Annotated in this window: 11 protein-coding genes; 5 read left to right on the top strand and 6 right to left on the bottom strand. The window is 38.0% G+C overall.

Annotation, left to right across the window (positions count from 1 at the left end):
• Nucleotides 1-130 precede the first annotated feature (130 nt).
• Nucleotides 131-3,433 carry a cytochrome c biogenesis protein CcsA gene (ccsA, locus tag ACFJGY_RS08355; protein WP_379969974.1) on the bottom strand — a complete coding sequence of 1,101 codons (3,303 nt, stop codon included), beginning with the start codon at nucleotides 3,431-3,433 and terminating at the stop codon, nucleotides 131-133.
• A 235-nt stretch (nucleotides 3,434-3,668) separates the two neighbouring features.
• Here ccsA and ACFJGY_RS08350 point away from each other — a divergent pair, with 235 nt between their 5' ends.
• Together ACFJGY_RS08350 and ACFJGY_RS08345 are read left to right on the top strand one after the other, a co-directional pair.
• Nucleotides 3,669-6,134: a DNA translocase FtsK 4TM domain-containing protein gene (locus ACFJGY_RS08350; protein ID WP_379969972.1), complete on the top strand. Its 2,466-nt coding sequence runs from the start codon at nucleotides 3,669-3,671 to the stop codon at nucleotides 6,132-6,134.
• A 37-nt stretch (nucleotides 6,135-6,171) separates the two neighbouring features.
• Complete coding sequence (locus ACFJGY_RS08345) at nucleotides 6,172-6,618, top strand: phosphohydrolase (protein ID WP_379969970.1); 447 nt, start codon at nucleotides 6,172-6,174, stop codon at nucleotides 6,616-6,618.
• Nucleotides 6,619-6,693: 75 nt separating this feature from the next.
• Here ACFJGY_RS08345 and ACFJGY_RS08340 read toward each other — a convergent pair whose 3' ends face one another.
• From ACFJGY_RS08340 to pdhA, 3 genes are all read right to left on the bottom strand, one after another.
• The gene (locus ACFJGY_RS08340) at nucleotides 6,694-7,326 is read right to left on the bottom strand and encodes a DUF2490 domain-containing protein (protein WP_379969968.1); all 633 of its coding nucleotides are present in this window, start codon (nucleotides 7,324-7,326) and stop codon (nucleotides 6,694-6,696) included.
• Between the two features lie 585 nt (nucleotides 7,327-7,911).
• Nucleotides 7,912-9,546 (bottom strand): 2-oxo acid dehydrogenase subunit E2, encoded by a 1,635-nt coding sequence (locus ACFJGY_RS08335; RefSeq protein WP_379969966.1) that lies wholly within the window; start codon nucleotides 9,544-9,546, stop codon nucleotides 7,912-7,914.
• Between the two features lie 15 nt (nucleotides 9,547-9,561).
• Nucleotides 9,562-10,566, bottom strand: coding sequence for a pyruvate dehydrogenase (acetyl-transferring) E1 component subunit alpha (gene pdhA, locus ACFJGY_RS08330; protein WP_379969964.1), 1,005 nt, complete (start codon nucleotides 10,564-10,566; stop codon nucleotides 9,562-9,564).
• Nucleotides 10,567-10,774: 208 nt separating this feature from the next.
• Here pdhA and ACFJGY_RS08325 point away from each other — a divergent pair, with 208 nt between their 5' ends.
• Both ACFJGY_RS08325 and ACFJGY_RS08320 read left to right on the top strand, forming a co-directional pair.
• The gene (locus ACFJGY_RS08325) at nucleotides 10,775-11,374 is read left to right on the top strand and encodes a phosphatase PAP2 family protein (RefSeq protein WP_379969962.1); all 600 of its coding nucleotides are present in this window, start codon (nucleotides 10,775-10,777) and stop codon (nucleotides 11,372-11,374) included.
• 13 nt (nucleotides 11,375-11,387) lie between these two features.
• Nucleotides 11,388-11,864, top strand: coding sequence for a BlaI/MecI/CopY family transcriptional regulator (locus ACFJGY_RS08320; protein WP_379969960.1), 477 nt, complete (start codon nucleotides 11,388-11,390; stop codon nucleotides 11,862-11,864).
• A gap of 69 nt (nucleotides 11,865-11,933) precedes the next feature.
• Here ACFJGY_RS08320 and ACFJGY_RS08315 read toward each other — a convergent pair whose 3' ends face one another.
• Together ACFJGY_RS08315 and ACFJGY_RS08310 are read right to left on the bottom strand one after the other, a co-directional pair.
• Nucleotides 11,934-12,287 (bottom strand): RNA recognition motif domain-containing protein, encoded by a 354-nt coding sequence (locus ACFJGY_RS08315; RefSeq protein ID WP_379969958.1) that lies wholly within the window; start codon nucleotides 12,285-12,287, stop codon nucleotides 11,934-11,936.
• 153 nt (nucleotides 12,288-12,440) lie between these two features.
• Nucleotides 12,441-13,301 (bottom strand): aldo/keto reductase family oxidoreductase, encoded by an 861-nt coding sequence (locus ACFJGY_RS08310; RefSeq protein ID WP_379969956.1) that lies wholly within the window; start codon nucleotides 13,299-13,301, stop codon nucleotides 12,441-12,443.
• A gap of 78 nt (nucleotides 13,302-13,379) precedes the next feature.
• On the opposite strand from ACFJGY_RS08310, the gene ACFJGY_RS08305 reads away from it, so the two are divergent.
• A complete protein-coding gene (locus ACFJGY_RS08305) occupies nucleotides 13,380-14,840 on the top strand; it encodes a right-handed parallel beta-helix repeat-containing protein (protein WP_379969954.1) in 1,461 nt (486 codons plus the stop codon).
• Nucleotides 14,841-14,861 lie beyond the last annotated feature (21 nt).

Genomic DNA, 14,861 nt, shown 5'->3' with positions numbered 1-14,861 from the left:
TTTCGGTGTTTTTCGAAAATTCTTATTCTGACTAGAAATTATATTAAAGTTTATTGAAGCTAACATATTTGTAATAAAAAGATCAGCCTGAAAATCCAGACTGATCTTTTTATTTATTAGAGATTAAACGTTATGGTTCAACCTGTGTTCTTTCATCTTTTTTGATATGAAGATCATTATGCAGTTTTTTGTACTTGAACCAGGCAGCAACTGACAGTAAAATCATATAAGCCAAACTGATATAAACCCAAAGCGGCACAGGAACCGGATCTCCTTTTGCGTAGGAATGCAGACCAGTCAGGTAATAATTCACCCCAAAATAGGTCATCACCATTGAGCAAAATGCGAACATCGTAACGACGTGGAATGTGTATCGTCCTCTGAGTCCCGGAACCAATCTCATGTGGATCACAAAGGCGTAAACCATAATAGAGATGAACGCCCATGTTTCTTTCGGATCCCAGCTCCAGTAACGTCCCCACGATTCATTCGCCCAAATTCCGCCAAGGAAATTCCCGATCGTTAAAGCTAAAAGTCCGATATTAAGGGACATTTCGCTGACGATGGTTAACTCTTTCAGAGTCGTATCATTATGTTTTTTGAATGTTTCTTTGTTGGCAATGATGTAGAAAATCAAAGAGATCATCGCGATCAACATTGATAAAGAGAAGAAACCGTAACTGGATGTGATAATCGCTACGTGAACGATGAGCCAGTAAGATTTCAGAACCGGAACCAGCGGCGTGATCTGTGGGTCCAAAGCTGCTCCGCCGTGTGCAAATCCCATCATAATCACTGCTACCATAAATCCGGCTGCAGGAATCAGGGCATTTGAAGTGCTTCCATTTAATAATTTAGATGTCGCCAAAAGTGTTCTTTGTCCTAAATTAGGTTTCGTAAATCCAAAATAAAACATAAATCCTGCGGAAATCCCGACCCATGAAATGAAAATAATCGCTTCATAACCATTGCTCCAAGGGGCGTGACCGGAAATATACCATCTGGCGATCAATCCCAAGAAATGTAAGATATACCCGATTGCTCCAAAATAAATAATTCCTTTGATAATCTTATTAAGAATCTTACTCGGTTTGAACAATTCCGTAAATCCTAAGATCAATAATAATCCGCCGATGATCGTGTAGAAAATCAACAGCTTGAAGTTGATATCCAGTTTGTTCAGTAAAACTTCCAGTTTCACTTTGTTTTCAGCAGGAACAACATTTTTTCCCCATTTTTGCTGATAATCCTCCACTTTCTTAAGTTCAGCATCAGCTTTTGCCCAGCTTCCGCCCTGCGTTGCCATTAAAACACTTGACAAATAGGGTCCTAAAACTGCCTGCGCATTTTCATCCGCTTCAAACGTCGGCGTCATTACAGAACTCCATGTGTGATTGGAATCATTTTTCACCGGAATCGTGCGGAAATATTGATAAGACATAATACCATTCATCACCTGAACACGGTCGTTGACAGCGATTACTTCTTTGTCATATTTGGTTTGCTCTGTTGGTTTTTTACGGAAAGCGGTGTTATAATCGTCTTCTAAAACGAAACGGAGATTACCGTTTGCATCTGCGGGGAATAATTTGATCAAGCTTGTAAAACCTTCATCATTGGCTTTGGTTTTCTTTTTCAGTTCGTCGCCTCCGCCGGTTCCGACTTTGATGATGTTGACCTGAGCCCAGAACATTGGATCGATGGTTACTGCCAAAAACCATTGGTTGGCATCAAGATCCTGAAACTTGTCGTGTTTCGTTAGTTTTCTAAGGATATCAATTGCTTGAGAATTTGAAGGAACGATTCGGCCTTCATAATTCTGCACCAAAAGATAAGCGAATTTGTCTGCGTGTTCTTTGCTGATTTCAATGTTTTTCACCATTGCATCCGCATCCAGAATCTCAGGATTTCTGTTCGGAGACGTTGGTTTTGCTTCGGAGTGAGAATGGCCATCGTGGCTGCCGTCTTTCCCGTGCATATCAATTTCCTGAGCATTGATTCCGAAACTTAACAGAACTAAAAGAACAGAAATTACTTTTTTCTTACTCACGTTTTTCAGCATTTGATTAAGGGTCCAGAATCTTGAACCTTTCCAGAACATTGTCACAAACATCCCGATAAATAAAAATGCATAACCGATATAACTAATATTAGTTCCCCAGAAATCGTGGTTTACAGAAAGAACAGTTCCCTTTCTGTCGGGATCAAAACTTGCCTGGAAGAATCTGTAACCGTCGTAGTTAAGAACGTGATTCATATAGATCTTGAACGGTGTTTGTTTTCCGTTGTCAATAATCTGGATATGAGATTCATAAGCGGATGGCGAAGAACTTCCCGGATAAGTTTCCATCACGAATTTGTCTAATTTGAGACTGAAAGGCTGCGTAAAGTAAATCTTCGGTCCGAATCCCAACATCACATCCAAGCCATCAATATGAATTTGCTTGTAATTATTAGGATTTCCTTTTTCTACCACAAGATCTACGATTTGTTTTGTTTTCGGTCCGGCAACTTCTACTTTTAATAAGTCCGGAACATCTTTATCTTTTTGTTTATCACCTTCGTAATGTACCAATTTCCCTTGTTTTGTTCCTTCCGGAATTACCAGTTTTAATTGATCGATCGTATAAAGACTTCTTAAAGCCAAAGGCTGGAACTCATCTTTCTTAGTGGTTCCGGTTGCTTTGGTTGCCATTGTCATAAAAGCGCCATCGACTGGTGTTTTAATGTAAAGCTGTCCATCTTTCTTTTGGAATTCTACCGCGCCTTCAATTGAAGTTCTGTTATAACTTACCAGAGTTCCGTTGATATTCTGAACATCGCCTTCTGCCAGATAAATATTTTGTCGCCCGCCCATATCGCCTGTAGAAACCAGATGCAGATATTCTTTCCCTGCTCCAACCGCCAGACTGTCTTTTTTTCTCTGAATATAATCCAAAGTTTTGACAACGATTTTTTCTTTTCCTAAGAAATCATAAGTTGCCTGGAAATCGTGGTGAAGCGGCGACATCAGATAAGGAACGTCGTGATAATTTTGCTGCTCCCCTTTTTCCTCGATCTTGATTTTGAAGAAATGTTTATCGGTTACGATCTCATTATTGGTTTCGCCTTCACGGATGTGCATTGTACCTTCAAAGCTGATATAACGGGTGATTGCTCCTCCGATAAAGATTAAAATAAAAGCTAAGTGAAAAACCAAAACCGACCATTTTTCTTTTCTCCAAAGTCTGTACCTGCCAATATTTCCAATAAAATTGAGAATCAGCAAAAACATAATGGCTTCAAACCATTTGGCTTCGTAGATGAGTGCTTTGGCAGTTGGCGTTCCGTAATCGTTTTCGAGAAAAGTAGCATAAGCCATAGAAAATGCGAAAACAAGCAATAGAACAGCCATTGTCCGCGTAGAAATAAGAATATCCTGGATCTTTTTCATTTGAAATATAATGATCTGCAAAAATAAGGATGATAAACCACAAAGGCATCAAAAAAAACTGTTTTTTGTCATTTTAAAAGCCAGCCGCATTATTTTGAAAGGTTCTTAATAAGCTTTTTTGACTGAAAATTAGAATGCTAAATTCTTTATTGTTTTAAATAATTTAAAAATATGTCTCAACAATTTATATGACTGATAAAAAACATTAAATTTGCATCTATTGTCGATTTTTAAAATGAATAAAGAACCAAATACTTCCACTGCAGCAAGCAAAATCATCTCCAAACCCCGAATCATTTCCGGTATTACGTTCATCGTATTATCAGTAGTTTTGACGTTTTCCTTCGTTTCGTATCTGATGAACTGGAAAGCCGACCAAAGCCAGGCCGGAACTATGGCGGATAAAACTGTGGTATCTTCCAATCTTTTTGGTAAGATAGGTGATTGGCTGGGAAATCTTTTTATTTTTGAAAGTATTGGTGTTGCAGCGTTTGTTGTGGCATTTTTATTTTTGGTTTTTGGAACTCTGATATTTAAAAAAACTTATTTTAAGCCCTGGAAAACCATTTCGCACAGCTTATTTTTCATCTGCTGGACGCCAATTTTTTTTGGTGCTGTAACTGGTGGCGAAGGCGTTTTGGGCGGTGTTTACGGTTATCAGATTATGGATTATCTAAAATCATACATCGGTTCTGTTGGGCTTTGGATGGTACTTTTGGTAAGTTTTGCATTGTATTTCGTTTTAGAATTTAATCTTAGACCAAGTTCTATCAAGAACAAACTGAATGACATTAATGACAATACTTTCGGCAAACTGAAAGGTTTGATGCCGGATTCTGAAGAAGAATTCGAGGCCGATGAAGATTTAGCAAACGAAGTTTCACCTGAAAAATTGAACATTACCGAAACGCCCGTTAAAACAGACAATGATTTCAGTAATATCAAAGTGACTCAGGATTTTGAACCAATCAAAACACCTAATAAAACAACTTTTGTTGAAGAGATTAAGGAAATTCAGCCAGAGCAAATTGTTTTATCGACTGAAACTCCGGTTCAAAAACCAATTATAGAGACTCCTGCTGTTAAACCTGCCGACGATATCACGCTTAATATTGAAGTCAAAAAAGAGGAAGTCTATGTTCCAAATGCAGAACAGCAAAAATCCGACGATCTTGTAAGCAAACACGGATTATATGATCATAAATTAGATCTTGCCAAATTCCAAATGCCGTCCGTAGATCTTTTGAAAGATTATGGAAACGAGGAAATCACAATTAACCACGACGAACTTGAAGAAAATAAAAACCGAATTGTTGGCTTGCTGAAAACCTTCAACGTTGGTATTTCTGAGATCAAAGCGACGATTGGTCCAACTGTGACTCTTTACGAAATTGTTCCGGAAGCGGGAATTCGGGTTTCTGCAATCAAAAAATTACAGGATGATATTGCTTTAAATCTTTCTGCATTGGGAATCAGAATCATTGCGCCAATGCCAGGAAAAGGAACGATTGGAATCGAGGTTCCAAGAAAAAACCCGACTATGGTTTCTATGAAATCGGTAATTGCGTCTCCGAAATTCCAAACGGCTGATATGGATCTACCAATTGTTTTCGGAAAGACCATTTCTAATGAAGTTTTCGTAGCCGATCTTGCAAAAATGCCTCACTTACTTATGGCTGGAGCAACCGGACAAGGGAAATCTGTTGGTATTAATGCAATTCTTACTTCTTTAATATATAAGAAACACCCTAGCGAACTAAAATTCGTGATGGTAGATCCGAAGAAGGTAGAGCTTTCTTTATATTCAAAAATCGAAAGGCATTATCTGGCAAAACTTCCTGATACGGAAGATGCGATCATTACAGACAATGCGAAAGTAATCAATACACTGAACTCGCTTTGTATCGAAATGGATCAGCGTTATGATCTTTTGAAAAATGCTTTCTGTAAAAACATCAAGGAATACAACGCCAAATTCTCTCAGAGAAAACTGAATCCTGAAAACGGACACCGATATTTACCTTACATCGTTTTGGTAGTTGATGAGTTTGCGGATCTTATTATGACTGCCGGAAAAGAAGTTGAACATCCAATCGCACGTCTGGCTCAGCTGGCGAGAGCCATTGGGATCCACTTGATTGTGGCAACACAAAGACCATCTGTAAACGTAATTACAGGTATGATCAAAGCGAATTTCCCTGCGAGAATTGCGTTTCGTGTAATTTCCGGGGTTGACTCCAAAACTATTTTGGATTCGCCTGGTGCTGAACAATTGGTTGGTCGTGGTGATATGCTTTACTTTAACGGAAATGATTTGACGCGTTTGCAATGTGCATTTGTAGATACACCGGAAGTGGAAAGAATTGCAGAATTTGTCGGCGAGCAAAAGGGTTATCCGGACGCTTATCTTCTCCCTGAATATTCCAGTGAAGAAGGAACTTCAACAGTAGGCGCTTTTGATCCAAACGAAAAAGATCAGCTGTTTGAAGATGCAGCAAGAATTGTTATTTCTACACAACAAGGATCTACGTCTATGCTTCAAAGACAATTAAAATTGGGATACAACAGAGCCGGAAGAATTATGGATCAGTTGGAAGCGGCTGGCGTAGTTGGCGGATTCAACGGTGCGAAGGCTAGAGAGGTTTTGATCTCTGATCTTCATTCTTTGGAAAGGTTGTTTGATGAGTTGAAAGGGAAGTAAAAATAAAAAACACAATTATTAAAAACATAATCAATAAATGTCCACACACGAACTACTCTACAAAGCCATAAAAATAGCGACCAAAGCACACAAAAAACAAACCGACAAATACGACGCACCTTACCTGGGACACGTTTTCCGAGTGATGAATGCCGGAAAAACCATCGATGAAAAGATCGTCGGCGTTCTCCACGATGTTGTAGAAGATCACCCAGAATTCTCCTTGGAATATCTGAAAGAAAAAGGTTTCCCCGATTATATTCTGGAAGCTGTGGAAAGTCTTACAAAACGTGAAGAAGAACACATCGACTATGATGCTTTTGTTGCAAGGATCGAGAAAAGTCCATTGGCAGTTGCCGTAAAGCTTAATGATCTTCGTGATAATATGGATCTCACAAGATGCACCACTTTATTAGAAGAAAAAGATCTGAAACGGTTTAACAAATATCTGAAAGCCTATCTCTATCTGATAGAGAAATATTAAAAACTTATTTCTCGCAGATTCAGCAGATCAGGCAGATTTTAAATCTGCTGAATTTGCTAAATCTGAGAGAATTTTTTAATCTACCATAGGGATCACAATATCCTTTTCATTATCCGTATTATCAATTGTAAAGTTGAGGGCAAAATAAATAAAATGCAGATTGGTATTACCTTTCGCCGCAAAATCCCTTTGGAACATATATCCGGCAGTCGATGAAACATAATGGTTGAACTGATAACCAAAACCTGCAAACGTCCTGTTACGTTTAAATTCTGGATCTTCCGGCCCCACAAAAACTTCCTCAAAAGCATTCACGAAAAACGTCTCTTCCTGTACCTTATCCTTATTAATTGGTAATGTGGCACTCAATCTGTAACGGAAACGGTTCGCCTTGGTATGTTCACCTGTTTGGCTGGCGTAGAAATAACGCTGCTCTGCCCTGCCCCTGTGATCAAGTTTCAATTTTCCGACTCTCTGCGTGAAAGTATATTGCAGCCAAAGCCTGAATTCCTCCTGTGAGATCTTCATTTTTTCATAAGTCCCGTAACGTCCAAGGCCAACAAAAATCTGATTGTTTTTTGTGATATTATAACCAATGCCACCTTTCGTTTCATAATAATCGATGACAGAGTAATCCTTTCTGGATCTCGTCTGCAACTCTACATAAGCCATCCATTTCGGAGTCACTTTATATGTAAAAGACATCATGTTAAACGCTGACAAATGATCCTGTGCAAAGACAAAACTTCCTGCAAAAACTAATAAAAACCAAAGCTTTTTCACGGGACAAATATAATCAAATCCTAAATTGATTTCGAGAATATTTTGGGCGTAACCCTTTGTTTTTGCTCAGACGTTTCTACACTTTAAAGAAAGTTTCCGGTTCAGCAAAAAACAAGCGGGTCGGGCTGTCCGTTACTATCTTTTTGTCCGGAACATTTCTTCCTCAAATCGAAACTGAGTCCAGGACAAAAAGGATAAACACTGCCATCCCTTACGCGGGTTTGGTTATCAGCAGAAGTTGTATTTCTTCCAAACATTATATTTAAATAAAATACAAATCGTGTTTTCCCCAAACCACCTGTTTTAACCAAATACAAGTTGTGTTTTTCTCCAAACAACTCGTTTAAACCAAATGCAAGTTGTGTTTTTCTCCAAACAACTTGTTTAAGCAAAATGTAAGTTCTGTTTTTTTCAACCAATCAAAATTAAACCAAAAATGATTCTGTCTTATTTCAAAAAAAACCTTTCAACAGAATTGAAAGGTTTTGTAAAATATTTCGAATAAGTTTTTTATCCTAGTAAAAGCGTCAATGGGCTTTCCAGGTAAGTTCTCAATGTTTGTAAGAACTGAGCTCCTGTAGCGCCATCAATTACTCTGTGGTCACAAGCCAATGATAATTTCATTGTGTTTCCAACTACGATTTGTCCATTTTTCACGATTGGTTTCTCAACAATTGCTCCTACTGATAAGATCGCAGAATTCGGTTGATTGATAATCGATGTAAACGTCTCGATCCCGAACATTCCAAGATTTGAAACTGAGAAAGTAGAACCTTCCATTTCGTTAGCTTTCAGAGCTTTTGTTTTCGCTCTTCCTGCCATATCTTTTACAGAAGCAGAGATATCGTTGTAGCTCATAAAGTCTGTATTCTTCAATACCGGAACTACCAATCCGTCCGGAACAGCTACTGCTACCCCAACGTTGATATTCCCGTGGTGGATGATCTTGTCACCTGCCCAAGAAGAGTTAACTTGCGGATGTTTTCTAAGTGCTACTGCAACCGCTTTGATCACCATATCGTTGAAAGATACTTTGGTGTCCGGCACAGCATTCATTTCTTTTCTCGCTTCGATTGCCTTATCCATGTTGATCTCAACAGTCAGATAATAATGTGGCGCAGTGAATTTACTTTCACCCAATCTCTTAGCGATGATATTTCTCATTTGAGAATTCACAGTTTCAGAATCTACACCTGGCGTAAATGCTACACTTGGTTGAGCAGAAACCGCTTTCGGAGCTGAAGTTGTTGCAGCTGGCTGAGCAGACGGCTGATAGTTTTCAACATCCTTTTTCACGATTCTGCCATTTTCACCAGAACCTTTGATCGCAGAGAAATCTACACCTTTATCTTCAGCAATTTTTTTAGCCAAAGGAGAAATGGCGATTCTTCCGCCAGTTGAAGATGCAGCTACTGTAGCTTCTTCTTTTTTATCTTCAGATTTAGTTTCGGTTTTTGCTTCTGCTTTTGGAGCAGCAGCTTTTTTACCACCACCGGAAACCACGCCAGAAACGTCTGTTCCTGCAGGACCGATAATCGCTAAAATCTTATCAACTTCCGCAGCGTCGCCTTCAGCAACACCTTGGTATAATAAAGTTCCGTTCACTTCAGATTCGAAATCCTGAACAGCTTTGTCAGTTTCAATTTCTGCAAGGATGTCACCTTCTTTTACAGTATCACCAACGTTCTTTTGCCATTTGGCAACTTTACCTTCGGTCATTGTATCAGAAAGACGAGGCATTGTGATCACCTCTACACCTTCCGGAATATCAGCAGAAGATGAACCTTCGTCAGTCGTTTCTACATCTGTAGATTCGCCCTGAGTTTTTGATTCTTCTTCGGACTTGCTTTCAGCTGCAGCTTCTGGTTTTGCACTGCCACCATTAGTCAAAGAAGAAATATCTTCTCCTTCTTTACCAATGATTGCCAAGATAGAATCCACTGGTGCAGCAGAACCTTCTTCTACCCCTACGAATAGAAGTGTTCCGTTGATCTCGGATTCGAAATCCTGAACCGCTTTGTCAGTTTCTATCTCTGCAAGAATATCACCTTCTTTTACAGTGTCACCAACTTTTTTGTGCCATTTTGAAACTTTGCCTTCCGTCATCGTATCCGACAAGCGGGGCATCGTAATTACTTCTGCCATAATTTTTTTATAAAATTAATTATTTTCTAATTTGTTGATGAATGGATAATCCGGAGTGGAATATACATAATCGTAAAGTTTAGAAGCGTCTGGGTACGGAGATTCTTCCATAAACTCAACACACTCTTCTACGAAAGTTCTTGATTTTTCTTCCAAAGCGTCCAATTCCTCCTGTGTTGCCCAATTGTTTTCCAAGATTCTGTGTTTCACAATCTCGATTGGATCTTCCAATTTGTATTGCGCCACTTCTTCTTTGGATCTGTAAGGTTCCGCATCTGACATAGAATGACCTCTGTAACGGTAGGTTCTAGCCTCGATGAAAGTTGGTCCGTCTCCTCTTCTTGCTCTTTCGATCGCTTCGTAAGCAGCTTCAGCCACTTTCTCAGGATCCATAGCATCTACAGGAAGACAAGGCATCTCGTAACCTAATCCTAACTTATAAATATCTTCGTGATTGGCAGTTCTTTTCACAGAAGTTCCCATTGCATAACCGTTGTTCTCACAAACGAATACCACAGGAAGTTTCCAGTTCATTGCCATATTGAAAGTCTCGTGTAATGCACCTTGACGTACAGCACCATCTCCCATAAAGCAGATGTTTACCGCTTTTCTGTCAAAATATTTGTCTCCAAAAGCGATACCTGCTCCTAAAGGAATCTGACCTCCAACAATACCGTGACCACCATAGAAACGGTGCTCTTTGCTGAAAATGTGCATAGAACCTCCCATTCCCTGAGATGTTCCTGTAGCTTTTCCGCAAAGTTCTGCCATAATTCTTTTTGGATCTACGCCCATCGCCATTGGATGGATGTGGCATCTGTATGCTGTGATCATACTGTCTTTGGAAAGGTCCATTGCGTGGGTAAAACCTGCCGGAATAGCCTCCTGACCATTATAAAGGTGTAAGAAACCTCTGATTTTTTGTTTAAGATAAAGAGAACGGCATTTGTCTTCAAACCTTCTCCACATCGTCATTTCTTCATACCATTTAAGGTAGACTTCTTTTGAAAATTCTTTCATTGTAATTTCGAAATATGTAGCAAAAATAAGAAAAAAAATCTTTCTTTATTGTATGCATATTATCATATTTTTTTACTGATTAAAATCGTTACTCAAAATTAATATAAGAAATTGCGCAATCGATTGCATTACCATTGAATTTAATTCAATTTGAGAGATGTTTGGAAAAAATGATAAATTTTGTATATTGAGGTCGAAATTACTCTTAATGGAAATCAAAAACCCTCTTATTCTCAACTTATCGAAAGTCATTTCGAATTTCTTCAATCCACTGGTTTCTCTGGTCATTTATTTTTTTTATTACAGTTACAAGAATTACACCTGGGAACAGGCTTCGGGAAAATTCCTTCCAATACTCCTTCTATTGATAATTCCTATTGCTCTGTGGATCTATAGAAACGTAAAAAACGGAACATATACCAATATGGATGTTTCTAACAGGAAGCAACGGTATTCACTTTACATCTTCATCATCATTGCAACGGTCATTTTTCTCGCAGTAGATTTTTATCTTCATAAAGAAATGGATTGGGCCATTTTTATGCTTTGTATATTATTAATATTAATGCAAATCAGCAACTTTTTCATCAAAAGCTCGATGCACACAAGTCTCAACATTTACGTTGCCGCTTTGTTTTTCACAATAGAGCCTATAATTGGGATTTTCTGGTTTCTGTTATCAATATTAATAGGAATTACCAGGGTGATCTTAAAAAGACATACGCCGAAAGAAGTGATTTCTGGCGGACTGATCGCTATTTTTGTATCTTTAATCTACCTCGTAATGGTGAAAGCTATTATTTTCTAAACTATATATTTTTATGATATTACAAACTTTGACATCTTCTGAGGAAGAGATAATGCAACTGATCTGGCAAAAGGAAAAAATCTACTTTCGTGAACTGATGGAGATTTTCCCTGAACCGAAACCTCATCAGAATACAGTTTCCACCTTTTTGAAAATATTGGTTGAAAAACATTATCTGACAACAGAGAAAGAAGGCAGAATTTATCTTTACTCACCTTCAATTGGTTTTGACGATTATAAAAAATTTGTCCTGAAACGATTTTTGGAAAATTATTTTGACAACTCCGGAACTGAATTATTAAAGGTTTTGATGGAAGAGAAATTTATAAAATTAAAAGACCTAAATCAGTTTTTTGAAGGAAAAATCACAAATATGCCTTTGACGGAAACTATCGAAAAAGATAATCACATTCAGGACTTTATCAAGGAAATAACCGGAGATAAAAAACTTAAAAAGAAGGATAAAAAGAATAAAAAGAAAAAGAAATAATTTTCCTGACTTTAAAACATAAAAAAAGCGATCTAAAAATAGATCGCTTTATGTTTTTGTAAAGGGATATTACCAACGGCCACCTCCACCGCCTCCACGGTTTCCACCACCGTAACCGCCTCCGCTGTTACCTCCTCCGTAACCACCTCCACGGTTGTTATCGAAAGATCTTCTTGGTTTCTCTTCTCTTGGTCTAGCCTCGGTAACATTTAGTATTTTACCGTTAAATTCTTTCTGATTTAAAGCATCCAATGCTTGTTTTCCTTCTTCGTCTCCCATTTCTACGAAACCAAATCCTTTTGATCTCCCAGTGTCTCTGTCAGTAATAATTTTTGCAGAAGTTACTTCTCCAAATTCTTCGAATAATTCTTGCAACTGATAATCCTTTGTTGCGTAATTGATGTTTGAAACAAAAATGTTCATTTTAAAAAAAATTAAGTTAACTGTTGTTTTATATTATATAAGGAAAAACAACAAAAGAAGATTATTGATTTCAAATATAATTTGGTGCAAGGTACAATTATTTTTGAATAATTAGAAATTTTGATATTATTTTTAATAAGAATTTAAAATTAATTAATTTACCTCTTTTCCGCAGCTTGCCTCCAAGATTTTGAACCAGTCAATTGCTTCCAAATCAATCAATAATGACTCTTTCAGTTTGCTGATTGTCTCTGTTTTTGAAGAACCGATAACGGGAATTATTTTTGACGGATGTTTCAGAACAAATGCCAGTAAGATTTGATTTTCATCAGCATTGTATTTTACACAGAGTTCCTTTAAAACATGATTAATGATAATATTCTGATCCGTTTTCTCTGAGAAATAATTTCCCATGACAGACCACGCCATCGGTCTCAGATTTTTCATCATCAGCTGATCCAAAGTCCCATCGTAGAAGGCATTGGTTTGATTAACAGAAACTTCGATTTGATTTGTGACTAAAGGGAAATATTGATTCAGCAATTCAAACTGAGAAACCGAAAAATTACTCACTCCGAATTCTTTCACTTTCCCTTCATACTTCAAAGTCTGAAAAACCCGGGCGATTTCTTCCGTATCTATCAATGGCGAAGGACGGTGTAACAAGAGAAGGTCCAGATAATCTGTCTTTAGATTTGCAAGACTTTCATTGACACAATTCAGAATATACTCGGAATCATAGTTATAATATTTGAGTGCAGACGGTTTTTTGTCAGAATTCATCACAATTCCGCATTTGGAAATCAACTGGATTTTTTCTCTGTCGATGCTCATCTCTTTCCAGGCATTTCCGAAAAGTTCTTCTGTCGTATGACCACCATAGATATCGGCGTGATCGAAGGTTGTGATATTTTCCTGCAGGCAAACTTCTATCAGTTCCTGCACTTTTCTTTCGGAATGATTGGCACCCCAAATGCCCCAACGCATTGTTCCGGCAATTAATTCTGAATACATAATTAATTATTTTTTACAAATATATTATGTTAAAAACAAAATACATTAATAAATTTGACTGATAATTAATTAAATCTTATGAAAAAAATTACTCTTTTATTGATGATGAGCTGCGCTTTTGTGCAGGCTCAATTTACAAGTCCAAATAATGGAACCAGTTATACTTTAACAAGTTTATCTGCTGCTGCTCCGACTGTTTTGGTGAAAAACGGAACAGATTACACCCTTACTGCAGATCTAACCCTTTCTGCAACGGACAAACTTCTTATCGATGAAAATACAACTTTAAAAGTCAATTCCGGCGTGGCCATTTTTATTTATGGCGAATATAAAACAACCGCAAACAGCTTTACAATCACAGCAAGCAATATTGCAACACCATACAGAGGAATCCGTTTTGAGGAAGGTTCTGTTGCAGAGATGAAAAATACCCGTGTGGAATATGGCGGCGGTGTCCGTGTACTTACAGCCAACGGATTTTTGATGGACAACTGTATCCTATATAAAAATAACAACACGCTCTCTACAAGTCTTGCGAGCAGCGCAGCATTGGCATTGTTTCAGGGGTCGGGACACGTTGTGAAAAATTCTCAGTTCCTGGAAAACTCCCGAGCTGCAATTAATTCCGGAGCGTCCGGAGCAGTTTCTATTGATATTACCAATAATTATTTCTATGGTAATGATACAGACAATGGCAACTATCCTCAGATCAATATGGGACCTGGCGGTGTAGATTCTACAAGAGTGGTCAATAATATCGTTACGGGAAACAGAGCTATTTTAAGAGCCGGCGGAATTTCGGTTTCAGGATTATTGGGAGGAACCAACAGATTCAGGATAGAAGGTAATACTATCAGGGACAACCGCTATGGCATCACCAATCAAGGTGGCGGCACTACAGGAATTATCAGAAATAATATTATCGAAAATAATAATTCTGAGAACAACCCAAACTTAGGCGGAAGCGGAATTTCCCTGACAGGAACTCAAAATGTGATCGTAAGAAATAACCAGATCCGCGGAAATCTTTGGGGAATTACAATCCTGAGTAATGCCATTATAGATCTTGGAACTGCAGGCAGTGATGGAAATAATGTTTTCAAGAACAACGGGAATGGGGGAACAACAACTGCATTTTATAACAATACTCCAAATGCCGTCAATGCTGTAGGAAACTGTTGGAGAGAAGATGAACTTTCCACGGACGCAATGGTAGAAACGGTAATCACTCATAAACCGGATACTGCAACTTTAGGATTGGTAACTTTCAAACCATACAAATGTGCAGATGTATTAGCTGTTTCGGATGTTTCAAAATCAAAAATCAACATCTACCCGAATCCAAGCAAAAACCACTTCTTTGTGGAGACTGAAAATGCCGGAAACATTGTGATCCAGGATATAAGCGGGAAAGTAGTTCATTCTGCAATTGTCATTAAAGGAAAGAATGAGATCAATACTAATCTGACGCCAGGCGTTTACATCATCACTCAGCAATCTGAAGGAAAAAAATCAAATACAAAACTGATTATCCAATAATTAATCCGAAATCTATTTTCG

Source organism: Epilithonimonas sp. UC225_85, assembly GCF_042695135.1.
GTDB lineage: Bacteria > Bacteroidota > Bacteroidia > Flavobacteriales > Weeksellaceae > Epilithonimonas.
Note: the sequence above shows the minus strand (reverse complement) of the source record. Positions and strands in the feature narration are given on the sequence as shown.

Coding starts and splice junctions, on each gene's coding strand:
- ccsA (WP_379969974.1), bottom strand. CDS start 3,433: ATGAAAAAGATCCAGGATATTCTTATTTCTACGCGGACAATGGCTGTT.
- pdhA (WP_379969964.1), bottom strand. CDS start 10,566: ATGAAAGAATTTTCAAAAGAAGTCTACCTTAAATGGTATGAAGAAATG.
- ACFJGY_RS08335 (WP_379969966.1), bottom strand. CDS start 9,546: ATGGCAGAAGTAATTACGATGCCCCGCTTGTCGGATACGATGACGGAA.
- ACFJGY_RS08320 (WP_379969960.1), top strand. CDS start 11,388: ATGATATTACAAACTTTGACATCTTCTGAGGAAGAGATAATGCAACTG.
- ACFJGY_RS08340 (WP_379969968.1), bottom strand. CDS start 7,326: ATGATGTCTTTTACATATAAAGTGACTCCGAAATGGATGGCTTATGTA.
- ACFJGY_RS08325 (WP_379969962.1), top strand. CDS start 10,775: ATGGAAATCAAAAACCCTCTTATTCTCAACTTATCGAAAGTCATTTCG.
- ACFJGY_RS08350 (WP_379969972.1), top strand. CDS start 3,669: ATGAATAAAGAACCAAATACTTCCACTGCAGCAAGCAAAATCATCTCC.
- ACFJGY_RS08305 (WP_379969954.1), top strand. CDS start 13,380: ATGAAAAAAATTACTCTTTTATTGATGATGAGCTGCGCTTTTGTGCAG.
- ACFJGY_RS08345 (WP_379969970.1), top strand. CDS start 6,172: ATGTCCACACACGAACTACTCTACAAAGCCATAAAAATAGCGACCAAA.
- ACFJGY_RS08315 (WP_379969958.1), bottom strand. CDS start 12,287: ATGAACATTTTTGTTTCAAACATCAATTACGCAACAAAGGATTATCAG.
- ACFJGY_RS08310 (WP_379969956.1), bottom strand. CDS start 13,301: ATGTATTCAGAATTAATTGCCGGAACAATGCGTTGGGGCATTTGGGGT.